The following is a 22,366-nucleotide window of genomic DNA, read 5'->3' on the forward strand; positions in this document are numbered from 1 at the left end:
TTACAGGCAGCCAACTTGGCAACACTTAATATTTTCCTCTCCTAGGCTATCCCGGTGAATGCGTTGGACTTCGAGCTATCTCAGGATGAGAGGCTGTTTAAGCAGTCGGTCCACGAGTTCCTCTCCAAGGAACTGGCGCCTATATGGAGTGACATGGACGCCAAGAAAATGATACCTACGGACCTTATCCATAGAATGGGTGAGCAGGGCCTCTTTGCAATCCCGGTGCCGGAGCAGTACGGGGGGCAGGGAGGCAGCTTCCTGCTGGCAGCGTTGGCTGTTGAGGAGGTGGCTTACAATGACCCTGCCGTGGCCACAGCTGTCTTTACACTGCTTAACAATGCGTGGCCATACATACTTTACCTTTACGGTAACGAGGAGGTGAAACAGGAGATACTGCCCCTGGTGGGCAGAGGCAGGGCGTTCTTTGGCATAGCCTCCACGGAACCGACCGGCGGCAGCGACGTTGCAGGGGAGCGAACGTCGGCTGTTAAGGACGCCAATGGCATCTACAGGGTTTCAGGGGAGAAAGTTTACATAAGCGGCGTCAGAGAAGCCATGGAACAGCTGGACCTGGGCTCCTGGTACCTGATAGCCCGCACCTCGCCCGAGCCTGGCCACAGGGCCCTCACAGGATTTGCCTTCATAGGCAACTACAGAGGTAAGAGGCCAGAAGGCTTTGAGTACTCGATACTCAATACCATAGGAAGGCACGCCATATCAACGGGTACTCTCAAGTTCAACGGAACCCCTGTGGAGAGCAGATACATGATCGGCCAGGAGGGAAGGGGGTTCTACATAGCCATGGAGGGCTTCTCGCTGGCCAGGGTTCTCGTCAGCGCGGCTAACATAGGTGCTGCCCAGTGGGCCTTGGAGACCGCAATCAGCTATGCCAGGGAGCGTAAACTCTTTGGTGACAAGCCCATAGCCTCCTACCAGGGCGTCAGCTTCCCAATAGCTGAGGTGGCCTCAAAGCTGGAGGCTGCCAGGCTACTCGTCTACAAGGCCGCACAGGTGGCTGACAGAATTTACATAAAGAAGGAGGCGGGCCTAAGACCTCACGACCTTGACTACTGGGCCTCCGCCGCCAAGATAGAGGCCGTTGAGACTGCCCTAAATGCTGCTGAGGTCCTAATGAAGACCTACGGCGCGCTGGCCTACACTGAGGAGGCTAACGTGTTCAGGAACCTCCTGGGCGTGCTGTCGTACTTCGTGGGAGCTGAGGGGACGCAGAACATAATGAGGTACATAGTGGCGAGGGAGCTCATAGGAAAGGACTACGTTAAAGGCTAAATCATAGACGTTAGGAGCTCCGTCAACTTTTGCTCGTCAAGGTTTACCCTTCCAAGCCTAGTCCTAAGCCTCTCAGCTACTATTGGATTACTGAAGGCCCTCCTTACGGCCTCCCTCACTATGTCCCTACCTATGCCATAGTAGCCTAGCCTCCTGTTAAACCCGACGGACTCCGCGAACTTTTCAAGTATATTGCCGGCGGTTTCCGCCGTTATGTTCCCAGAGGGCTCCAGTATTCTCAGAAGCCTTGTAGATATATCAGGGGAGGCGGAATGTATTATCGGCGCCAAGGCGGGCCCTATTATCGCCAGGCCGCACCCGTGGGGCAGCGATGGCACTAGGCCACTCAATATGTTCTCTATCTGGTGTACTATGTTTGTCGGGCTGAGGTCTATAGCGACGCCCGATATCATTGATGAGTACATGAGCCAGTACCTGGGCGACTCATCCTTAGGGTTAGCCACTGCCAGGGGCAAGTTCTCAACAATCCTCCTTATAGACTCCTCGGCCAAAGCCCAGACCAGCGGCGAGCTTCCGACTGTTGTGGCAGCCTCATAAGCGTGGTAGAGCGCGTCGAAAGTAGTACAAAGCACCTGCTCCATGGGCATAGAGATGGTGTACCTTGGATCGTCAAAGGCCGCCTTAGGGTAGCAGACCTCGTTGCCAAGCTTGTCGCCCCTGGTGACGTCAGTCATATTGGCGTAGCGGTTTACCTCGGACCCAGTTCCGTGAGTTAGGTTCACCGCGTAAACTGGTAAACATGTCTGGGCGCGCCGCTTGCCGTAAAGGTAATCCAAGGCCGTGCCGCCATTAGCAACTATGGCCGAGGCTACCTTAGCGGTGTCTATTGTACTTCCTCCGCCTATCGCTATTAGGGCCTCAGCCCCGAAGTCCTTAACGTACTTCGCCAGCTCATCTGCAAGTGATGAAGGTGGGTTGGCCACAACCCTGTCAAATATAGAATATTCTACTCCGTTATCCCTCAATATGGCAATGACGTCATCGAGCGCTCCGCTGGCCTTGGCCGCAATCCTACCTGTTACTATAATGACCTTCCTGACGCCTTTAACGTAGCTTCTCAGCGACTCCTCGGAGCTGGGTCCGAAGTGCACCTTTGTGCAGCTGTAAGTCCATTCGAAAGGCTTTAGGGGCAATACTCTCACCGCGCACTAAGATAGAAGCTAGCTTAAAAAAGGGGAGCTATAGGTTACTCAACTGGTGCGGCGGTAGTCTAGCTTGGACTAGGACGCCGGCCTGCCACGCCGGAGGTCCCGGGTTCGAGTCCCGGCCGCCGCACCATTTGTTTTAGCCAGGAGAACCACCCCGTTTACGCCAGGTCGTTGAAGCCCAGAAGGGATCCACTACCTTATGGGGTTCAACTATCTTACATGTGAAGAGGTTTAGCTTCAGCGAGCTATTTAACTTTGTCAAAGAGCAAGGCTAGGCGGGTGGCTAGGGTGGCGAGGAGGAGGAAGAGAAGAATTAAACAAGTCAAAAGAGTGAGGAAGCCTTCAAGGTACTTCCAGTGCCCTCGCTGCGGCGCTATGACGCTGACTGTGGACTTCAAAAAGTTGGACTCAGCTAATGAGAAGCTAGCGATAGCTAGATGTGGTACATGCCACCTGTACTGCGAGCTCAGGGTCCCGATAACTCTTGACAAGGTTGACGTGTATAACAAAATATCTGACCTAGCCTATGAAAACCGCCTAGACGAATGCTCGCGTCCAACATCTGAGGAGGATAGCGAAGGCGAGGAGGAGGGTAGCGAGGAGGGAGAGGAGGAATAACATTTAAAATTTAGGAACTACTTAATCTCTCAAGCCGACTCAGAGGAAGGGAGCTTTGAAGATAGGAAAGGTCCTAAGGATGCTGCTCTCAGAGAGGGATGAGAAGGGTAAGATACACCTGACCCTCATAGACCCTGAGAAGACCTCGCCCGAGGAGGCCGAAAGAATAGCGATGACAGCGGCGGACGCGGGCTCCACGGCGATTCTAATAGGGGGCTCCTTAGGTATCTTTGAGCCTCTACTCTCGGAGGTGGTCAGGGCTGTCAAGAAGTCAGGGCTTCCTGTAATACTGTTCCCTGGAAACATCAACGGTTTAACGCCACACGCTGACGCCGTACTGTTCATGACCCTCATGAATAGCGATGACCCATATTATGTTACGGGGGTTCAGGCCCAGGCGGCCCCCATAGTGTTAAGGATGGGCATAGAGCCCATCCCAACCGCTTACATAATAGTTGGCTATGGCGGCGCCGCAGGCTACATAGGCAGGGCTAGACCTATACCCTACGAGAGGAGCGACATACTGGCCGCCTACGCTCTGGCAAGCGCTATGATGGGGGCCTCGCTAATCTACCTCGAGGCTGGCAGCGGCGCCCCGCGGCCTATACCGCCCAGCTCTGTTAGGGTTGTTAAGTCCGTGCTTAACTCGGCTGGCTTTGATGGTCTCCTGATAGTTGGCGGCGGCATTAACTCGCCCGAGGTCGCTGCAGCTATAGCCGAGGCTGGAGCTGATGGCATAGTTAATGGTACCCTTGTTGAGAAGGATCCGCGCTCGCTGTATGACATGGTTAACTCTTTACGCCTTCGCAACAGCCGGCCTTAGCAAGCTCTTGCCCATATTTGCCCCGCAGCGCCTCCTCGACATCTATGTCAAGTAGATTAGCTATGCTTATGGCCCACGCTATGACATCTGCAAGCTCCTCCGAGATGCCTGACTTATCCCTCTTCAACAGGGCCTCGCCAAGCTCCCCAACCTCTTCTACAAACCACGCAAAAGTTGGAAAGAGGCCCCTCTCGCTGTCCCTGTTGAAATACTCGTCCTTCATGGCCCTCTGAACACACCTAAGCTCCAAGGGCTCGCCCCAAGTTAGGTTAAATAACGCTGGCTAACATTAAGGGCGCGAGGCCCTATGCCTGATAAGAAAAAGAGCGCCTCAAGCAGCAAGAAGAGGAAGGAATCAGGACCACTGGCCGCGGCTGGCCTCGTGGCCTTCTACGAGAACTATAAGTCTAAGATTGAGATCTCGCCTACCTCACTCGTTATCATATCTGCCGTAATAGCGGCAGCCGTCATCATAGCCAGGATGGTAGTTCACTAACCTCAGGAAGTGCTTTTTTGAACATTGCTATATAAAATCCTCCTTAAGGTGACGCTCTGCCCTAAGGTCAGCACCTCATTCACTATTTTAAGCATATCATCTATAGGCAGGCCTTCTAAGCTATGAGGCTTACCGCCCCTCCTCAAAGCCTTACTGAACGCTATTACGTGTGTACACCCAAACTCATCCTCGCTGAGCAACCTCCTCTGAAATCCCTCACAGCTGCAGTATATCGGCTTCACATCAACGCTTCTGGACGTGCGCTCCCTGGGGGCTGCCGGAACTATGAGGTGGTCACCGTGAGCACCCATGTAAACCCACAGCTCAAGTCTTCCGGATCTAATTTTAACGTACCTTTGTGAAGTCTCCTCCTCGGTTATGCTGGACTCCCATGACTTAGGATAACTCCTAAGCAGCGCCATAGACTCTATGGCTTGCTCAGCGTCGTAGAGCGGAGGCCTTGGTCTTCCTTGTAACCCTGAGAACTTCATACCTGCAGTCCCTCCTGCCCACCACCACATAGTCTGCCATTCCAAGGAAGAGCCCTGTGTCGACTATGCCAGGTATATTATGCAGCTTCATGTCAAAGTCTCCTGGGTCCTCTATGGGCCCTGTGTATAAGTCAACTATCATGCCCCTCCAGTCACTTATTAGTGGACCCACCTTACCGCTGCCCTCCCTGGGGACCACCTTAAATCCCATTGACCTGAGCTCGCTGGCAACCATAGGGTAAGCCTCTGGGACCACCTCTAACGGCAGGGGTCCCCTGGAGCCCAGCTTTTCAACAAGCTTGTCCTCGCCCACAACAAATATGCTGACCCTGCTGAAGAATGCCAACATTTTCTCTCCCAACAGCGCCCCTCCCCGGCCCTTTATCATATCGCCGCTTAACGTGACCTCGTCGGCTCCGTCTATGTAAACGTCTATTAAGGCGTCGCCGGCTGGGTAATATATGACGTCCACGCCTTCGCCGCTGAGGGAGAGGGCCGTTGATAAGCTGGAGCTCACCACCCTCTTGCCCCTAAGCAGGCCGGAGGCTCTCACGAGAAACTCCTTAACAGTGGTTCCTGTGCCAATGCCTACTAAGGAAGCACGCGCAATGAACTCTTTAGCAACCTCGACGGCACCGGCCGCCGCGGCTTCCTTCGGGTCGCAGCTCACTTAAGCTCACCCAAAGATTTTCAGAGCTAGCTGTTAATGTAAGGTTAAAGCCACGCTAAAAGTTTACACCGGACAGGCTATTAAACATAATACTTCAGGAGCAGCATCTAGTTTAGGTACCTTGAATATGAGTGCCAACGAGAGCTCCAAGGTATCCATAGCTGACGCTCACTCACACATCAATGCTGTCAGGGGCCTCAGCGCAAATGAGTTTGCAGAGGCTTTCCGTAAAGCTAATGGATGGTTCGTGGCCCTTGTTGGAGTATCGCCTTGGGACTATGGCGCTATGCCTCCCAGCCTGAGGGACGCCTATCTAAAGTCCGTGGATATACACGTCAAAACTTGCTCAGAAATGCGCTCTAAGGGAGTTTCCGTAGCCTGCATAGACGGCTTCTACCCTGGCGACGTTGATAAGCTTCTATCCATGGGGCTAAAGCCGTCTGAAGTCCTGAATCTTGGCAGAGAAGTCCTGCAGTACGAGTTGACGCTATGTAGGAATGGTCTCCTTGATGGAATAGGAGAGGTGGGGAGACAGCATTATAAAGCGATGCCCCTCAGCCTTTTGGTGTCAGAGCTGTTAATGGAGGAGGCCATTAAGGCTGGCTCTGAGGAGGACTGCGTAATTCACCTTCACTTGGAGGACATAGGTCCTGACACCGTACTCTTGACACATGAGGTGATAAAGAGGCTCAACGTGAAACCGTCGAGCAAGATAATATTCCATCATGCCCGTCCCGATATGATTCCCGCGGCCTCCTCCCTTGGGTACTCTGCCACCGTTTTCGGAAGGAAGGAGGTACTGAGGGCTGCCGTCGCCTTGAAAGCCTGGGGCTTTATGGTAGAAAGCGACTTTCCGGGAGTTATGTTAAACGGTGCTGTCACTCCATGGTCGCTTGCAGAGGTTGAAGTAGGGTTGCTAAGGGACTCCCTGGCCACGGAGGAGTTCCTATATAAGGTCAACATAGACAATATTGTAAAAAGCTATGGCGTTTCCCCACCTTAGCTGAAGTCTATAACTTCTAGGGCTTCCTTACGCTCGAGTTTGCGCACCGTCAGATACCTGTACGAGACCTGCTGTAGGAAAGTGTTGTGCCCCTGTATCATGACTGAGTGGAGGTGTGCATTGACCTTCTTTAACATGCGCTGGAGGACCTCAGGGCTAAGCCGGTCCTCGCCGTCAGTAATCAATATTATGTCGCTTGGCCTGTCCTTGCCCCCCAACTTCATCTTGTCAATGTCATCAACCGCTGATGAGACGGCCCTAGTTATGTCGGTTCCTCCGCCGGCCTTCACCCTTGCAAGATAAGAGAGCAGCCTTAACACGTCGTTGGGCTTTGAGTTACTTCTCACTACCATCGAGCTATAGGGTATGGAATCGAAGAACCTAACTATAAACGTCCTACCCTCGTCCATGGATTTCTTGAAGAGGGCCACGGCAACTGCCCTGGCCCAGTCTATCTTAGAGCCTACCATGCTGCCGCTCTTATCAAGGAGCACGTAGATGGGCCCCCTGGAGGCTGGCAGCTCCTTCTCGTAAAGTAGCAGCTTGCCGTTGGCCAGGTCCGCATAAAAGAGGTCAGCGGGGAGCGCGAGCTGGCTGTAGTGAATTCTCTCTACGTCGCCCCCGTACTCAAGCCCTGAGACCCAGCCCTTAGAGAACTTGGTGGTGTTCCTGCCCTTTACTGAGGGCAGCTTGAAGCCCTCAATTTTCTCAAGTATCCTAGCGACGTCCGTCTCCCTTGCAAGCCTTAACACCAGCTCGGCGGAGCTCTCAAGGGAGAAGACGCTCCCCTTGCCTGCGCCTAGCCTCTCGGCCGTCATCTTTATTTTCTTTGCCATCTCGGAGTCCTTCATCGCGGCCTCGGCAGCCTTCTGAACCGCCTCCTGGATGTTAGGGGGTCCTGACTCAGGCCCCTCCTGCTCCTGCTGTTCCTGCTGCTCCTGCGACTTGTTGCCTCCGCCTGAGCCCTCAGGAGGCGGAAGGAGCCTGTTCAGCCTCTCTATGAATGACGCAGAGGCTACTATGCTAGTTAGGGTGTCCGCCGTAGTGTAGATCTTGGATTTCCAAAGGCTCTCACTCTTCACCATAGATGAGACTATAGATCTCCTGAAGCTCATGTCCTTATCATCGGTCTCGCTCTGCTCTGGTATCAGAGGCACAGGCAAGTAGTACGTGTAAAAGACGTCGACGGCCAGAGCCGCTGATATCCTCTGATCGAGGTCCTTCTCTGCTATTTTCTTAGCTACAGAGAGGACCTTCTCCCCACGGTAAAGTTTTATCTCATCTATTAAGCCTACCTCTGGGTGGACGCTCATTGGGGGCCGTTTCTCACGATCTTTCCTCTCCTTGTCCTCGCTCATCATCCTCACTCTTCACATGTTTAACTTTATCATGATTTCCTGCGTCAGATTCTCTATCATCTCGTCAACCTCCTCAGCCTTCTTCCTGACCTCCTCATCTTCGACGTCCTGTACGAGGCTTTGTATCTTGCCTTTTGCTACCTTTAAGTTCTTGTATATGTCCAGGAGCCTTGGGTCGAATGCCTCAAGCTCCTTTATTGACTTCTCGGCGTTCTTAACGTTGTTAGCTATCTCGTCAAGCTCGCGCAGTATCCTCTCCTTGGTCTTGAGCTCCTCCACCAATATGGTGTTCACCTTGTCAAAATCGTCTATGTCCTTGGGCACGGTATACCTGAGCACTATGAGGTCCGACTCTGTGGCCTGCATTCTGCCCTCGAGCATCGCGTGGGCCGCTATGGCCTTCAATATCTTGCCCTTTCTCCTGTCGCTTATATGAAGCTCCTTCTCATTCATAATCATGAAGAGCCTTATCAGCTTGCTCTTTACGGGACTTAGGTCAACCTTAAACATGAGGTTGTTGATGGCCCTGAGGTCATCCATTGTCATAACTTTAGGGGCTGACTGCGAGATCCCCATTTCGAGCTTCCACGCGGCATCAAGGAGGCTGTCCCATGACTCCTCATCCAGCGGCCTGACGCTCTGCCTGAAGAGGAACCTGTCGTACAGGGCCTCGAGTTCGGGCTCCTCGGGAACCCTGTTGGACGCTCCTACGAGGGTCCAAAGCGGTACCTTTATCTCGGTATAGCCATCATATAGGACTCTTTCCTGCATTATGCTGAGTATGCTGTTGAGCACGGCGCTGTTGGCATTAAATATCTCGTCCAGGAACGCTATCTCAGCCTCCGGCAGCTTTCCAGCCGTTATCCTCCTATAAACTCCCTGCCTGAGCGACTTTATGTCAAGTGGTCCGAAGAGCTCACTGGGCTCTGTAAACTTTGTCAGGAGGTACTTGAAGAACCTGGCATTAAGAAGGTCAGCGGACCTCCTTGCTATGGCGCTCTTAGCCGTGCCTGGCTCCCCTATGAGCACCACGTGCTCGCCCGTCATGAGGGCCAGCGTTATTACTAGCGACTCCTCGTGCCTGCCCACGAATGGTGCCTCAAGCTCGGTAAGAAACTGCGAGGCCAGCTTCATTAACTCCTCAGGCTGCCGTTGGGTTGACACCCACGTAACACCTATGCTCAGCTACCTAGATAGTAATTGGAGGTGAAAAACCTGCACTCCTAGCAGGCTTCTGAATACCAAAATTTTCTAACTAGGCACTGACCGTTAATAAAAACGTGGAGTGGCATAAAGGGGTTAAAACAAAGGTGGAGGCCTCACTTTAGTGCCTGAGGGCCGTACTTCTCCAGCATCTCTATCCAGCGCCACATGGCGTCAATCTCTTCCTGCAGGCCCTTGAGCTTCTCCGGGTCCTTAAGCACGGGCTGGAACCTGCCCTGAAGCTTTAGGTACTCTGCAAGGGGCGCCCTCTTCTGTGGGTTCCTATACATGCCGCTGTAGGAGCTCAGCCTGAACTTGCCGTTCTCATACTCGAACAGGGGGAAGACCCCTGTCTGAACCGCCAGCTGGGCTATCTTAGCGGTAAGCCCTGGGTCGAACCTCCACCCTATCGGGCATGGCGCGTGTAGGTGTATGTACTTGAAGCCCTTTATTGAGGCTGCCTTCCTAAGCTTCTCTATAAAGTCCTGCGGGTAGCCGACGCTGGCGGTGGCCACGTAAGGCACGTTGTGGGCTATCATTATGAAGGGCAGGGGCTTCTTCTTCTCGGTCTTTCCTGCGTAGGTTGTGGTAGTCCATGCACCGTATGGCGTTAGGCCGCTCCTCTGAATGCCGGTGTTCATATAAGCCTCGTTGTCTACGCATATGTAAATTATGTTGTCATTGCGCTCGGCGGCCCCACTCATGGACTGGAACCCTATGTCGGCGGTTCCACCGTCGCCGGCCCAGACAACTACGTTATAGTTCTTGCCCATCATCTCGAAAGCAGCTTCCATGCCAGCTGCAGAGCTCGCCGCTGAGGCGAAGACTATGTTGAGCACTGGGAAGTTTATGCCGCTCTTAGGCACTATTCCCTGGATGACGCTGCTACAGCCAGCGGGTATCACTAGCACCACGTTGTCCCCAAGCGCCATCTTAACGTATCTTAGCCCCATGGTCTCGGGGCAGCCAGGGCACGCGGCGTTCCCTGGCATCCCGTACCTTCTCCTGGGAAGGTCGGCCAGCCTTATGGGCATCAGAGGCCCACCTCCTTACCTACCTGGGCATACTTCTTAGGCAGCATCCACCTCTGCGGTTCATACACGAGGCCCACCTCCTCAACCCTGCCTACGAAATCCATAACCTCAGACATTATGTCATCAGGCCTCACGTCGACGCCTCCAAGTCCCGCTATGACGCCTCTCATGGACACCTTGGTTCCGTACAGCGTTGCCGCCGTGTCGCTGAAGAGCTGCCCATAGCTTCCAAATGAGACGCTCCTGTCAAACACTATTACCCCCTTCTTGTTGGACAGCTTATCCCTGAGGTCCTCCTCAGGCCATGGCCTGACAAACCTGATCCTCGCGACGCCCGCCCTGACTCCCTTGTCCCTCAGCATGTCAGCGGCCTTCTTAGCGTCGCCGGCCCAGCTGCCCGTTATTACTATCACGTAATCCGCGTCGTCGCAGCGGTAGCACTCCACCAGTCCGCCGTAAGACCTTCCAAAGGCCTTTCCATACTCAAGGTCAACCTCACTTATAACCTGCTTGGCCGCCTTCATGGCCGCCTGTATGGAGTACCTCATCATGAAGTAGTCCTCGTCCGACGCTATGTTGCCCATTACCACGTTGCTCTCAGGCGTGATCACGTAGGGCTGCCTCCTCGGCGGCAACCAGTTGTCGACCTCCTCCTGTGAAGGTATGTCTACGGGGGCCACTGTGTGGGATAATATGAAGCCGTCAAGTGTGACGATCATGGGAAGGTATACCCTGGGGTCCTCGCTTATCCTGAAGGCCTGCAGCGTCAGGTCAAACGCCTCCTGGTTCTCCTGGGCCACAGATATTATCCACCCGGTGTCCCTCTGATCCATGACGTCGCTGTGCTCAACATGGATGTTCCACGGCGGCCCTATGGCCCTGGCCGCCACAGCCATAACGACCGGTATCCTGGCCCCTGCGGTCCACCAGAGCACCTCATGCATATACAGGAGCCCATGACTTGAAGTTGCCGTGAAAGCCCTGGCCCCTGCTGCCGCCGCTCCTAGGGTGGCTGCTAAGGCGCTGTGCTCGCTCTCCACCCTTATCATCTTAGCCTCAAGCTCGCCTTTGTCCACCATCTCGGCGAGCTTCTCAACCATGGTTGTCTGAGGAGTTATCGGGTAAGCCGCTATTACCTCGACCCTAGCCAGCTTCACAGCTTCAGAGACCGCATGGTTGCCTGTCAGAGCCTTCATTGTCATGCCCTCTCACTCCCTAGCGATGGTTCAGGTACCATCTCTATCGCGTGCGTTGGGCATGCCTGAGCGCAGATGCCGCACCCCTTGCAATAGTCATAGTCCACATAAACATAGTCGTCCTCCCTCCTTAGTATTGTGTCCTCGGGGCAGTAGAGCCAGCAGAAGAGGCACTTAATGCACTTATCCAAATGCACCACCGGCCGCTCAGTCCTCCAGAGGCCTGTCTTGCCTGAGGACCCCTCGGCCGGGTATGATATTGGCACCGCCCAATACGTGCGGGGTTTCTCTACTAGCGCCTCCGTCGCAGACACCCCTTCCTAATGTACCCATTACTGAATACCAAACTCTACTGTAAATAAGCTTTATATGTACTGGGTAAGATTATTTTGTTAAGCCCACTTTTAAAATTAGCATTGCGTTATCTCTTCGAAAGCCTTTACTGCTGCGTCGCTGTTAGCTTTAGCTAGGGCTGGAGAGCTGAAGTACTCGCTTATGGCCTTTACCACGGAATCTATGCTAACAACGCCGCTGGCCTTGGCCAGAGCGCCCACCATTGCAGTGTTAACCGTTGGCCACCCGCTGACCACAAGGTTCAGGTCCTTAGCAATCCTAGTTGCGTTGACGCAGAAGGTCCTGAACTTAGGGAAGGGGCTTGTGTTAACCGGGGAGTTTAACACTACGATGCCTTCAGGCTTCAGGCCCTCCGTAACGTCTACCAGCTTCAGAAGCTCATAATCAAGGACTACCACTATGTCAGGTTCTACGACGGTGCTGTGCACCTGAATAGGCTTATCAGAGATCCTCGCATAGACGCGGACAGGGGCGCCCCTCCTCTCGGCCCCGAACTCGGGTATTGCCTGGGCCCACTTGCCCTCAAAGAGCGCTGCCCTTGCAAGTATGGTAGCTGCGGTTACTGCGCCCTGCCCTCCCCTGCCATGAAATCTAAGCTCTGTATACATTCTTTCGCCCAGCTACTAAAGGCTCCTGATCTTTTTTAGCGTTGTTGCTAAGCCGGCCAGCGGGAGGGGCTCCAGAGGAAACGGAGGGGTGTATTTAAGGCCTGGGCTCTTGGACTAGCTGGGCCACCCCTCTGTTTCCTGTGAAGATGAGACACGGCCTCTTTCGTGGATCGTTCCCTCACTATTTGTCTTCTCGAGGCATTAGATGTAATTTAAAAACATAAAAATAATATTAATAAATATTGTTATAAAAACATATTATACAAACCGAATACTTTTCATCAACAAAGAACTCAGAGGACCTCCGCCCTGCGACCCCTACGCGCTGCAATAGAAGTTGAGGGGCGACTGTGCCATAGGCGCCTCCAGAGGAAACAGAGGGGTGTATACTGGGGAGTTAACACATCAGTAGACCCTCAGAACATCGCTGACGTTAATAGTAACTGGAAGCCTGTCCATCGTTGGCAACCTAGCTCCGACTGGGGATAGGTGCCTGGCCCTGCCGATCTTATAATAATAGCTGCCGGGCAGCAGCTCCCTCTCGACGACGAGTGATTGCTTGTGACCGCTTGATCTCAGGCCACACCTGGGGCACCGATATCCCTTGCCTCTCCCCAGGCTCTCCATTCGTGCTCCACACCTAGGACAGCGAGGGGGGACCTGCACGCGGCGTTGGGCCACGCCGACGACCTTCATAGCCTCGACAGAGATGGTCAGTTTTCCCCGGGGCGAGTATGGCCTAACGCCTCCGGCTATGATAATGACGTCCCCTGGATAGAGCAGCTCTGCAGCCCTGGCCAAGGGACCCGAGTCCTCATAGAAGGCAGCGTCATACGAGTTCATCCCGTCGCTGACTTCAACTATAACATGCCCCCCAGGAAGCTTAAGCGGAGGGGACCTAACGGTTACTGTAATGTTCACGGAGCGATATATCCTAGGCTCCTGGGCCTGCAGGTGAACCCCCGTGTGCTGGTTCGACCTGTAAAGTACTGCGAAGTGGGGCCTCTCGCACAGGGCCTCGTCAAACCTCCAGAGCTCCCCAGGGTCCGTGCCCCTGAAGCCGGCCAGCACGGGGTCAGGGCCGCCAGGGGCCGCGCTTGTAGTGCCCTCGTCGATCTCTAGGTTGTTCAGCGTGCTACTGCTCTGGCCTTCTAGGTAAGCCACTTTGTCGGAGTAAACGCACCTCCTGCTCCCCCAGTTCTCCGGCCTTCTGTAAAAGGTCAGCTCAAAGGTGTAAGGCTCGCCGGGGGAGAGGGCCGCTAAAGAGGAGGCAGCCCCTATCACTCCCCTGCCGCCACGCCATAACGCTCCATACTTGCTGAGGCTCTCGGTGGCTACGTCAAGTGTAACGACGTCAGAGAGGGCCTTGCGGTAAAGCCATCTAAGTCGCTCCGACTCCCAGGGCCTCCCGGGGGCCACCACTAGGCCTGGCGACTTACCAGGAAGGGGAGGACGGGGCTCCGTGTACTCCTCTATTATGGACCACAGAGTTTCCATGAGCTCCTTAGGGTCACCGTCATAAAGAAGCCTGAGCACCGTGGCGGCGTTGCCCCTGGTCCTCCACGGTATGTTTGGGTTAAGCCTAACTAGGAGCGGGTAGTCGGCCAAGAGCGCCCTGTTGCCAAGCTCCTTAAGTATCAGCCCAGTCAGGTGCGTTGTGCAGCCCCCATATTGGCTATCGGTGTCGTCTATGGCAACGCTGAGCAGCTGATGCTCCAACTTTGCGGCCCTCCCTGAATGGGACCAGCAAAGGTTAAGAAGGAGCCTTTAAATCAGGCCCGTTAAAGCGTCAGCCTACGTAGTTACGCGTCTATATGACTTCAACAGCTATAACAACTATCGAAGGTCCAGAAACGCTGGCAACGCATAAATCAAAACAAGCCTATTAAGGTTAGCTTAGAAGTGGCTGGCCGCCTTAGTAAGGCTGCAGAGGTAACTGAGCCATGTTAGGGCAGCAATAACAACAGAACAGTTACGGGTCCTTTTAACACCCTAGGTCGACTATTTTTACTTAACTAAGTTAATTTTCAAGTAGCCAGAAACCACGCAGCTTATAAGGACTCTTTCACAGACCACTTTTGGTGCCTGGCTTGAGCATAAAGGGCTCGCAACAGTGGCTGGCCTTCGCGGCCCTGTCCATAGGCATGATAGTTTATGGACTAGCGGAGAGCTACGGCCCTGTCAGCGTGGCAAGCAACGTAGTGCCCAGCTCCTACAGCTGGCTTGGCTATAGCTTACCGTACATATTTGGCGGGCTGGGAGCTATATTCGCTGGGATCACGCTTGACAGGTTAGGAAGGAGAAGAGCATTTCTGCTGACATCAGCGGTATTAATAGTTGGGCTGCTACTTTACGTTCCCGTCTACTTCTTTAACGTGGACAACCTGGCGCTGCTGATAGCCTCAATGGCCCTGGTGGGCATGGCTGCCATAGGCCTCGAAAGTCCCGTGCTCACGGCCATAGCTGAGAGCTACGACCCGGCCAGGAGAAGCAAGCTGCTGGTCCTAGCCCCTAACTTCGGTAATCTGGGCGTGGCGCTGGCCTTCGTGCCGCTGCTTCTGTTCCACGGCAACGCCGCTTCAACCATGAACGAGAGGCTGGCCCTCATGCTCATGTACATAGCGCCTGTGGCGGCTTTCATTATTGCGTGGATAGGCCTCTCAGAGAGCCTTCCATGGAGGGCCGCGAAGGAGGGAGCCTTGGACCTTAAGAGCGCGTGGAAGGCCGTTGATGGGGGCTCCGCTGCGCCGGTAGTCCCTACGACCGGCATAGGGCTCAGGTTTGCAACTCTCCTGGCCCTAGGCATATCGCAGGACGTGGCCTTCGTGTACATAACCTATGGGATAACCTATGCTTACTTCTCATCTTCGCAGTTCGCCGGCATGAGCGTAACAACGCTGGTACCGCTTCTGGGAGGCTTCATAATGACCGTTGTTGGCATCATAGCGGCGTTTGCGATAACGCCTAAGGCCGAAAGGAGGACCTTTGCCACGCTTTCATTTGGCCTTCAGCTAGCCATGTGGATAGTGCTGGCTGCTATGGCTTATGTCTATCATCTAGCCTTCACTCTGCCGCTCTTAATAGCATTTGCTGCCACGTTCATACCGGTGGAGTTGACCTGGGCCGCCAGGGCCCTGCTGGAGCCTGAGCTGTTCCCAACCAACAAGAGGGGCCTCTACGTGTCAGCCGTCAGGGCCCTCGTGTGGATACTCACGGGCGTAATAACTGGGGTCCTCGCACTGCCGTACGTTAGTAGCAGCTTCGTTCTAGGCGCCTCAATAATGACAGCCATGGCATTCCTCGGCATCGGCGGCGCCATCATATGGAGGCTCTTCGGTTTCGAAACTGCTAACAGGAGCCTAGTTGGTCTCGACCTAAGCCACCTAGCCCCTATAACGGGAAGCGCCTCTGATCCTTCCTCTGATCCTTCAAAGGACAGGAACGTCCATTAAGCAAAAACACCCCCTTCTTATGGCCCCTAAAAGGCGGTCGGAGAGGCTACCCTAATAGCCCTTTGTCACAGCTGTCCGACCAGGAGCTGAGGCTTGGAGCTTCCAGTTGAGCTCACTAAGAGCCGCAGGGGTTTACACGTAAAGAGAACCGTAGTTGTTGTGATTAGTAGGCAGAACCAACGTGTTATCGCAGAACCCCAGAGGCCTGGCAAGGGAACTTACAGCAGGGGCAAGGCAGGTTACGTTGAAGTCAAGCTCAGCCACGGTGAGTATGCGGTGGTGGCCTCGCTTATCATGGGGCCCAGAAAGAGAGTTAAGGGATCATTCACAGTGTATGACGAGAGCGGCGCCGAGAGGCTTAGAGTCAAATATGAGAGGTTCAAGCTGAGGCTGTCCAGGGGATCCCCGGAGCTCTCCTGGGTCGTCGACGCCGCTGTGGGGGCTCTAGGTCTGGACAAGTTTGTGAGGCGCAGGAACTATGGAAAGCGTGGAGAGGCTAGAAGAGCTTCTCAGTAAGGCTGTTAGAGGTAACAACGGAAAGGTCATTTACCTATATCATGAGACTGAGGGTGAACCTGAACCGGGCCCCTCAGTTGCAGACCTTGGACTTCCTGAGGAGCTTGTTAGGTCCCTGGAAGCCCGAGGCATAGCCAGGCTCTACAGGTTCCAGTGGGATGCCATATCAAGGATAAGGCAGGGCAAGGACACTATAATAGTGGCTGGCACGGGAACAGGCAAGACCGAGGCCTTTATGATACCCCTCATAGAGAGGGCGCTCAAGAGCAGAGGGGAGAGGTTCCTGTTAGTTTACCCCACCAAAGCACTTGCCAGGGACCAGGCCAGAAGGCTTTCCTCACTGCTCTCGGGCGTCGGCTTAAGGTATGCTGTGCTCGACGGCGACACGCCCTCAGCGGAGCGCAGAGCAATATACGAGGATCCCCCATCGTTCATAATCACGAACCCTGACATGATACACATAGGTTTGGCCGAGTCCAAAGACTTCAGGGAACTTGTGTCTGGGATAAGCGCAGCCGTGTTTGATGAGATGCACGTGTACCAGGGCGTGCTGGGCTCTCACGTCAAGTGGGTCATATACAGGCTTTCTCAGGCAGCTGGCGCGCTGCAGCTGGTGGGGGCGGGGGCCACTATAGGCAACCCGGGTGACCTGGGGACTAAGCTCTTCTCTAGGCAGGACGTGGAGGTAGTCGAAGGCCCCAGGAGGCGTAGGGGGGAGGCGGTTCACGCGTTCGTCGACTATGGCAGGCTCAGCAGGTGGTCCTTCGCGGCCTACTTAATAGCCTCCCTGGCCTCGGAGGGCCTCAAGGTTTTGGGCTTTACTGACTCGCAACAGATGGCCGAGCTGGTGGCAAGGATCATTAAGAGGAACTATAACGTCAGCGCGGAGGTCCACAGGGCGGGGCTCCCGGCCGAGCACAGGAGGAAAGTTGAGCGTGAGTTTGCGGAGGGCTCCCTTAATGCCGTCGTGGCGACGTCAACCCTGGAGCTCGGCATAGACATAGGCGACCTGGACGCCGTGGTCATGGCGTCCCTTCCGAAGAGCTACTCGAGCTACGTTCAGCGCGCCGGCAGGGCGGGCAGGAGGGGAAGGCCAGGGCTCGTGGCGACGCTTATGGGGGACGACCCTATAGAGGCCTACTACGCCTCGAGGCCTCAGGAGTTCTTCTCAAGGGAGCCAGACCCTGGCTACATAGAGCCAGGCAACACCGAGGTGACGAAGCTACACCTCGTGGCACTGGCAATGCAGAGGGGCGCCCTGAGAAGGAGCTCCCTGCCCGGGGAACTCCAGGTCCCCATAACATGGGCTGCCGACAAGGGGCTTCTAAGCCTAAAGGGAGACATAATAATGCCCCAGTGGAGGTCCGCCCGCGAGTTTCTGGCATCACATGGCTTGAGATCCACGGGTCCCATGGTAAAGATAGTCCTCAACAACAAGGTGGTGGGCGAGAGGGAAATGCCCATGGCGCTTTACGACTTACATCCGGGAGCGCTGTACTACCACGCAGGGCAGCCGCTGCTCTCGTCAAGGCTCGACCTCAGCTCTATGAAGGCCTACACGGTAAAGCTTTCAGAGAACGTCAACTTTTACACGAAACCCCTGTACAGCATAGATATACTTGAAGTCAGGGCTGAGAGCTCCACCAACTACGGGCCCGTGGCTGCCGCCTATGGGGACGTCCACGTTCAAGTTTCAGTGACGGGGTATGTGATTAAGGATGAGCTCAGCGGCGCTACGCTCAACGAGGTAGAGTATGAAAGCCCCATAACTTGGGACTACTGGACCAAGGGGGTGGCTCTGAGGTACCCGCTGCTGGATTTTGACACGCTAGAGTCGTCGCTCAGTGCCTATCACGCGTTGGAGCACGTGCTCATAGCAGCCTCAAGGCCTGTCGTGGGGGCCAGTGATACAGACTTAAGCGGCGTCAGTTACCCCACAGGCCACATAGTTATCTATGACTCCCACGTAGGAGGTAACGGCGCCTCCAGGCTAGTCTACGAGAGACTGCTTAAGATACAGGAGATAGCAAAGAGCATAGTTTCATCGTGCACCTGTGAGGATGGGTGCCCCCGCTGCGTCTACTCGCCGTACTGTGGTAACAATAATAGGTACCTCTCGAGGCACGGCGCGCTGAAGGTTCTCAACAGCCTTACATTAGCAGAGAAGGGGAAGCTGGAAGTTGACGAGATATTAAGGTGGCGTAAGCTTAAGGCGGCCTGAAGTTAACCAGAATGGTGCGGCACGGGTACTGGGGACTCAACAACTAGCTTTTCCTTGCTGGCCTCCTCGAGGGGCACCATCTTGGTCTCGGGTATGAAGGCGGCAGTTATTATCATAGCTACGACACTGACAACGGCCAGTAGGCCAAAGATGAACGCTAGCCCTAGGCTGCTGCCCAGGGAGGCCTTTATCAGTGGGAACGCAAACGTCGTTATTGCTGCACCCGCCTTACCTGCGGCGGCCGAGATCCCATGGCCTGTAGATCTATATCTGACCGGGTAGACCTCCGCTGGCAGTATGAATGTAGTGGTGTTTGGCCCCAGGTTAAGTGCGGTGAACGAGAGCCCGAAGAAGGCATAGAGCAGGTAGCTGTTTACGCTTATGAACTTCATGTAGTAGAGCGCCATGGGGATGTAGATGGCTGTCACTATGGCGAACCCAATTAGCTGAAGGGGCTTCCTGCCAAGCCTGTCGACAAGCGCTGCTGCAGCGAAGTAGCCAGGTATCCCTATTAGCAGGGGTACGCCGGCCCTCAGGACAGAGGCGGTCAAGCTCTTTGTAGGCAGCAGCGATGAAGTCACGTAGGACGAGAACACGCCGGTGCCGTAGAGCGCCATGTCCATAAACGTCCATGGCAGTGTGGTGCCTATAAGCAGGGGCCAGTACTCCCTGAAGAACTCAGAGATGGGCGTGCGCTGCGCCTTTGCCTTGGCGACCTCGCCGTCAGAGCCTAGGACTAGCCTGAGGCCCCTCCTGGCTTCGCTGGCGTCACCTTTTACAAGCAGGGAGTACCTGGGCGTCTCGGGCACGTGCCTTCTGAAGTAGACAACGAAGGCGGGGGGTATCGCCCCTACAAAGGCCACCACCCTCCAGGCCATGCCTGCAGGCAGGTATGCGGCCGCCAGGAGGCCCGTGATCACCGCTGTGGCTATGCCAAATCCCTGCATTGAGAAGACGAGTGCAACGCTCTTGCCCCTGCTAGAAGTGGGCGCGTACTCACTTGCTATGGTGGCTGAGGCCGGGTAATCGCCGCCTATGCCTAGGCCCATGATGGTCCTAGTGGCCAACAACATTGTGAAGTTGGTTGAGAAAGCGCTGAGTACAGCTCCAGCGGCAAGTATGCCTGCCTCTATTCCATATATCTTCTTCCTTCCAAGAAGGTCCAGAAGCCTCCCAAAGAGCAGCTGACCTACGATTGCTGAGAATATGGCTGAGGAGGCTAGCAGTGACTCCTGCACGCTAGTGAGGTGCCACAGGGGCGTCAGGAAGAGCAGCATTATGTTGATATTGAAGAGGTCGTAGGCATCCGTGAAGAAACCCATTCCGGAGATCAAGACGACTTTGAGGAGGCCCATGGTAAACCTTCCTTTGTCAAGAAGACTGAATGGGGAGCCCTTCGCGCTATTGCCTAATTGTTTTCCGTCGGACACCAGCTCACCGAATAGCCCCGTGCTACTTATCCTATTTAAGCAATTCTATACTATATGCAGAGTTCTATAGAATTCTATAGATAATATATATGCTATGTTGTAATAATTGAGACTATAGGAACTATGGGGAGCGATGTTGAGAAGCTCTTTAGGCGAACGGTCGGAACTTATAAAGGGTGTTTAGTCCATGAGCGCGCCCGAGGACCTGTTAAAGGAGGCCAGAGAGACGATAGACAGGGCTTATGCGCCCTACTCCGGCTATCGGGTGGCCTCGGCCGTAAGGGCAGGCTCTGGAGCCATTTATAGTGGCGTTAACATAGAGAACGCGAGCTATGGACTAAGCATGTGCGCCGAGAGGGTTGCTATATTCAAGGCTGTAAGCAGCGGGGAGAGAAAAGTGAAGGAAGTCCTAGTCATGGTAGAGAGGGGGGAGCCAGCCCCTCCCTGCGGGGCGTGCCTGCAGGTGATAGCTGAGTTTGGCGATGACGACACAATAATATACTCGTTCTCAAAGGAGGGAAATAAGTTAAAGGTTTGGAGGCTCTCGGAGCTGTTGCCTCACAGGTTCTCAAAAGAGTTCTTAGGGATCAAAGAGGGTCAGAAGTAGGGCCTCAGGGCATAGTTTATAGACTCGAACGTCAGCGGGTGAGGCCCTGCCACCCATGCTAGGTTCTTGGCGGTCAGGTTGTTCTCTATAGCTGCCGCAAACACAGCGCTCAGCTCAGCGGCATCGTGGGCGTAGGCCTCAAAGCCCAGTATCCTGAGGGACTCCCTTTCGAGCAGTATCTTCATCCAGCCCTCCCTGTGGCCCACGATCTCTGACTGGGCGTCGTGCTTAAGCGAGTAGTTGACCACCTCGTACTGTATCCCCAGAGCCTTCAGCTCGTCCTCCGTGTAGCCAACCATGGCAATCTCAGGGTATGTGAATATAGTATATGGCACCGAGTGGTAGTTAAACCTGTAGACCTCCTTACCGGTAAGTATGTTCTTTGCCACAATGACGCTCTCCTTAACTGCGGCGTGGAAGAGCATGGCCTTGCCAGTGACGTCGCCAGCGGCATACACGTTAGGCAAGGTAGTCCTGAGGCCAGGCGTCACCTGCACGCCGGTCTTGTCGACTTTAAGCCCCTGGCTCTCGAGCGCTTCCAGCCCATAGCCCCTGGTCCTGGGCCTCCTCCCCACCGCCATTAGTACCTCTTCCGCTTCAACTTCAACCTCCTTGCCGTCGGCGCTCTTAGCCTTAAGCACCTTATATTCTCCCCTCTTCTCGATGCTCTGGGCTGGGCTCCTGAGGTACACATCAACGCCTGCCTCCTTCATGCGCTGCATTGCGGCCTCTGAGAGCTCCGGAGGCATGTTAGGCAGAAGCCTGTCCATCATCTCCACAATTGATACGTGAGTACCAAGCCTGCTCAGCATGTCAGCTACCTCAACCCCTATGTAGCCGCCACCTACTATTGCCAGGGACTTTGGCAGGTGACCCATCGTCTTCTGGTAGGCGAAGAGCGCGTCGCTAGTGATGGCAAGCTCCTTACCAGGGATTGGTATTATCACGTGCTCCGCCCCAGCACCTATGACGAGCCTCTTAGTTTCGACCTCAAAGGTTCCCTCCTCAGTGTCCACCTTAACCTTGTTAGGTCCAAGTATTGTGGCCCAGCCCTTAGCAAAGGATAGGTTAGGCTCATGCTCTTTTATTTCCTCCATGTGGTGTTCGTACCTGATCCTCTGGACCTCCTCCTTGGCCTTCACGACCTCCTGCCATATCTGCTCGGGGTCTATCCTATTCGTGGTCGAGGTGTACTCCAGGATCTTTGTTCTTACAGTCTTTGATGGTATGCAGCCTGCGTAGAGGCAGTCGCCCCCCAGGTTGCCCTTCTCGTCAACCATGAGCACCGAGAGCCCTGCCTCCGCCAGCTCGAATGCCCCAGGATAAGAGGCGCCACCACCGCCTATGAATACCACGTCAACCTTCTCTGGAAGCTTCATAGGCACCGCCGTCAAAAGGAGAGAGCTGTATACAGCTGCTTAAAAGCCTATTTTAAGGTCTTCAGTTCACCCATTAGCTGAATATATTTTACTTATCTATAAGTTTTTCTAGTAGGAAAAGAGCTAAATATGCGCAGTTACTTAAAAGGGCAGCTCAGGGGATAGTCGCACATCATTATTCAGAGTCGCTCCACCGTCCTCATCGCTGCCACTTATTGAGCTGTGGCTTGCACTCTTTTACTCTTACGTAACCTTTACCGTTGAGATAATGATCATCTGTTGGCCAAGGGTTAGGCTGTGGCTGAACGTAGAAGAGCTCCGTGGGCTTTACTAAAACCTCAGGGGGCTATGGGCCCGCGGGGGTTTGAACCCCGGACCACCCGGTTATGAGCCGGGCGCTCTACCTGGCTGAGCTACGGGCCCTCACGGTAGAGCCTTCCTGCGC

22 protein-coding genes and 2 tRNA genes are annotated in these 22,366 nt (G+C 54.5%); 10 read left to right on the forward strand and 14 right to left on the reverse strand.

Translation table 11 applies throughout. From position 1 onward, the window contains the following. The first annotated feature begins 54 nt into the window (after window positions 1–54). A complete protein-coding gene (locus ACZ5OO_RS01795) occupies window positions 55–1,293 on the forward strand; it encodes an acyl-CoA dehydrogenase family protein (protein WP_464078373.1) in 1,239 nt (412 codons plus the stop codon). Here ACZ5OO_RS01795 and ACZ5OO_RS01800 read toward each other — a convergent pair. Then, window positions 1,290–2,405, reverse strand: a complete 1,116-nt coding sequence (locus tag ACZ5OO_RS01800; protein ID WP_464078374.1) for an iron-containing alcohol dehydrogenase — start codon at window positions 2,403–2,405, stop codon at window positions 1,290–1,292. The genes ACZ5OO_RS01795 and ACZ5OO_RS01800 overlap by 4 nt on opposite strands. A 108-nt stretch (window positions 2,406–2,513) precedes the next feature. Here ACZ5OO_RS01800 and ACZ5OO_RS01805 point away from each other — a divergent pair. The 3 genes from ACZ5OO_RS01805 (at window position 2,514) to ACZ5OO_RS01815 (ending at window position 3,903) form a co-directional block, all read left to right on the forward strand. Further along, window positions 2,514–2,592, forward strand: a tRNA-Gly gene (locus tag ACZ5OO_RS01805). A gap of 125 nt (window positions 2,593–2,717) precedes the next feature. Continuing rightward, the gene (locus tag ACZ5OO_RS01810) at window positions 2,718–3,080 is read left to right on the forward strand and encodes a hypothetical protein (protein WP_464078375.1); all 363 of its coding nucleotides are present in this window, start codon (window positions 2,718–2,720) and stop codon (window positions 3,078–3,080) included. Between the two features lie 55 nt (window positions 3,081–3,135). Next, complete coding sequence (locus ACZ5OO_RS01815) at window positions 3,136–3,903, forward strand: phosphoglycerol geranylgeranyltransferase (RefSeq protein WP_013266962.1); 768 nt, start codon at window positions 3,136–3,138, stop codon at window positions 3,901–3,903. Here ACZ5OO_RS01815 and ACZ5OO_RS01820 read toward each other — a convergent pair. Then, window positions 3,869–4,153, reverse strand: coding sequence for a MazG nucleotide pyrophosphohydrolase domain-containing protein (locus tag ACZ5OO_RS01820; protein WP_013266963.1), 285 nt, complete (start codon window positions 4,151–4,153; stop codon window positions 3,869–3,871). The genes ACZ5OO_RS01815 and ACZ5OO_RS01820 overlap by 35 nt on opposite strands. 57 nt (window positions 4,154–4,210) lie before the next feature. Between ACZ5OO_RS01820 and ACZ5OO_RS01825 the strand changes: the two genes are divergently transcribed. Continuing rightward, a complete protein-coding gene (locus ACZ5OO_RS01825; RefSeq protein ID WP_013266964.1) occupies window positions 4,211–4,399 on the forward strand; it encodes a preprotein translocase subunit Sec61beta in 189 nt (62 codons plus the stop codon). A gap of 2 nt (window positions 4,400–4,401) precedes the next feature. Here ACZ5OO_RS01825 and ACZ5OO_RS01830 read toward each other — a convergent pair whose 3' ends face one another. Continuing rightward, window positions 4,402–4,821: a hypothetical protein gene (locus ACZ5OO_RS01830; RefSeq protein WP_464078376.1), complete on the reverse strand. Its 420-nt coding sequence runs from the start codon at window positions 4,819–4,821 to the stop codon at window positions 4,402–4,404. 16 nt (window positions 4,822–4,837) lie between these two features. Next, a complete protein-coding gene (gene rpiA, locus ACZ5OO_RS01835) occupies window positions 4,838–5,560 on the reverse strand; it encodes a ribose 5-phosphate isomerase A (protein WP_464078377.1) in 723 nt (240 codons plus the stop codon). A gap of 127 nt (window positions 5,561–5,687) precedes the next feature. On the opposite strand from rpiA, the gene ACZ5OO_RS01840 reads away from it, so the two are divergent. Further along, window positions 5,688–6,563: a TatD family hydrolase gene (locus tag ACZ5OO_RS01840; protein WP_464078378.1), complete on the forward strand. Its 876-nt coding sequence runs from the start codon at window positions 5,688–5,690 to the stop codon at window positions 6,561–6,563. Here ACZ5OO_RS01840 and ACZ5OO_RS01845 read toward each other — a convergent pair. The 7 genes from ACZ5OO_RS01845 to ACZ5OO_RS01875 form a co-directional block, all read right to left on the reverse strand. After that, window positions 6,560–7,921 carry a vWA domain-containing protein gene (locus ACZ5OO_RS01845; protein WP_048813012.1) on the reverse strand — a complete coding sequence of 454 codons (1,362 nt, stop codon included), beginning with the start codon at window positions 7,919–7,921 and terminating at the stop codon, window positions 6,560–6,562. The genes ACZ5OO_RS01840 and ACZ5OO_RS01845 overlap by 4 nt on opposite strands. Window positions 7,922–7,933: 12 nt before the next feature. Beyond that, the gene (locus ACZ5OO_RS01850) at window positions 7,934–9,085 is read right to left on the reverse strand and encodes an AAA family ATPase (RefSeq protein WP_013266969.1); all 1,152 of its coding nucleotides are present in this window, start codon (window positions 9,083–9,085) and stop codon (window positions 7,934–7,936) included. 155 nt (window positions 9,086–9,240) lie between these two features. Then, complete coding sequence (porB, locus tag ACZ5OO_RS01855; RefSeq protein WP_013266970.1) at window positions 9,241–10,158, reverse strand: pyruvate synthase subunit PorB; 918 nt, start codon at window positions 10,156–10,158, stop codon at window positions 9,241–9,243. Further along, a complete protein-coding gene (locus ACZ5OO_RS01860; RefSeq protein WP_013266971.1) occupies window positions 10,158–11,360 on the reverse strand; it encodes a transketolase C-terminal domain-containing protein in 1,203 nt (400 codons plus the stop codon). The genes porB and ACZ5OO_RS01860 overlap by 1 nt, the downstream gene beginning before the upstream one ends. After that, the gene (locus ACZ5OO_RS01865) at window positions 11,357–11,620 is read right to left on the reverse strand and encodes a 4Fe-4S binding protein (RefSeq protein ID WP_013266972.1); all 264 of its coding nucleotides are present in this window, start codon (window positions 11,618–11,620) and stop codon (window positions 11,357–11,359) included. Before ACZ5OO_RS01865 ends, ACZ5OO_RS01860 begins: the two co-directional genes overlap by 4 nt. A 144-nt stretch (window positions 11,621–11,764) precedes the next feature. Continuing rightward, window positions 11,765–12,316, reverse strand: coding sequence for a 2-oxoacid:acceptor oxidoreductase family protein (locus tag ACZ5OO_RS01870; protein WP_464078379.1), 552 nt, complete (start codon window positions 12,314–12,316; stop codon window positions 11,765–11,767). A gap of 405 nt (window positions 12,317–12,721) precedes the next feature. Continuing rightward, on the reverse strand, window positions 12,722–14,035 hold the full coding sequence (locus ACZ5OO_RS01875) for a TiaS agmantine-binding domain-containing protein (RefSeq protein ID WP_464078380.1): 1,314 nt from the start codon (window positions 14,033–14,035) through the stop codon (window positions 12,722–12,724). A gap of 362 nt (window positions 14,036–14,397) precedes the next feature. Between ACZ5OO_RS01875 and ACZ5OO_RS01880 the strand changes: the two genes are divergently transcribed. From ACZ5OO_RS01880 to ACZ5OO_RS01890, 3 genes are all read left to right on the forward strand, one after another. After that, window positions 14,398–15,768 (forward strand): MFS transporter, encoded by a 1,371-nt coding sequence (locus ACZ5OO_RS01880; RefSeq protein WP_464078381.1) that lies wholly within the window; start codon window positions 14,398–14,400, stop codon window positions 15,766–15,768. Window positions 15,769–15,861: 93 nt separating this feature from the next. Continuing rightward, window positions 15,862–16,284 (forward strand): hypothetical protein, encoded by a 423-nt coding sequence (locus ACZ5OO_RS01885; protein ID WP_464078382.1) that lies wholly within the window; start codon window positions 15,862–15,864, stop codon window positions 16,282–16,284. Further along, window positions 16,247–18,505, forward strand: coding sequence for a DEAD/DEAH box helicase (locus ACZ5OO_RS01890; protein WP_464078383.1), 2,259 nt, complete (start codon window positions 16,247–16,249; stop codon window positions 18,503–18,505). The genes ACZ5OO_RS01885 and ACZ5OO_RS01890 overlap by 38 nt, the downstream gene beginning before the upstream one ends. A gap of 2 nt (window positions 18,506–18,507) precedes the next feature. Here the strand turns inward: ACZ5OO_RS01890 and ACZ5OO_RS01895 are convergent, their stop codons facing one another. Further along, complete coding sequence (locus tag ACZ5OO_RS01895; RefSeq protein ID WP_464078384.1) at window positions 18,508–19,839, reverse strand: MFS transporter; 1,332 nt, start codon at window positions 19,837–19,839, stop codon at window positions 18,508–18,510. A gap of 283 nt (window positions 19,840–20,122) precedes the next feature. Here ACZ5OO_RS01895 and cdd point away from each other — a divergent pair, with 283 nt between their 5' ends. Then, window positions 20,123–20,542, forward strand: coding sequence for a cytidine deaminase (gene cdd / locus ACZ5OO_RS01900; RefSeq protein WP_013266979.1), 420 nt, complete (start codon window positions 20,123–20,125; stop codon window positions 20,540–20,542). Here the strand turns inward: cdd and ACZ5OO_RS01905 are convergent. Further along, window positions 20,533–21,921, reverse strand: a complete 1,389-nt coding sequence (locus ACZ5OO_RS01905) for a dihydrolipoyl dehydrogenase (RefSeq protein WP_464078385.1) — start codon at window positions 21,919–21,921, stop codon at window positions 20,533–20,535. The two genes, cdd and ACZ5OO_RS01905, sit on opposite strands and share 10 nt — an antisense overlap. A 349-nt stretch (window positions 21,922–22,270) precedes the next feature. After that, window positions 22,271–22,344 (reverse strand) — tRNA-Ile (locus ACZ5OO_RS01910). Between the last annotated feature and the right edge of the window lie 22 nt (window positions 22,345–22,366).

It is taken from the genome of Acidilobus aceticus (genome assembly GCF_055392325.1).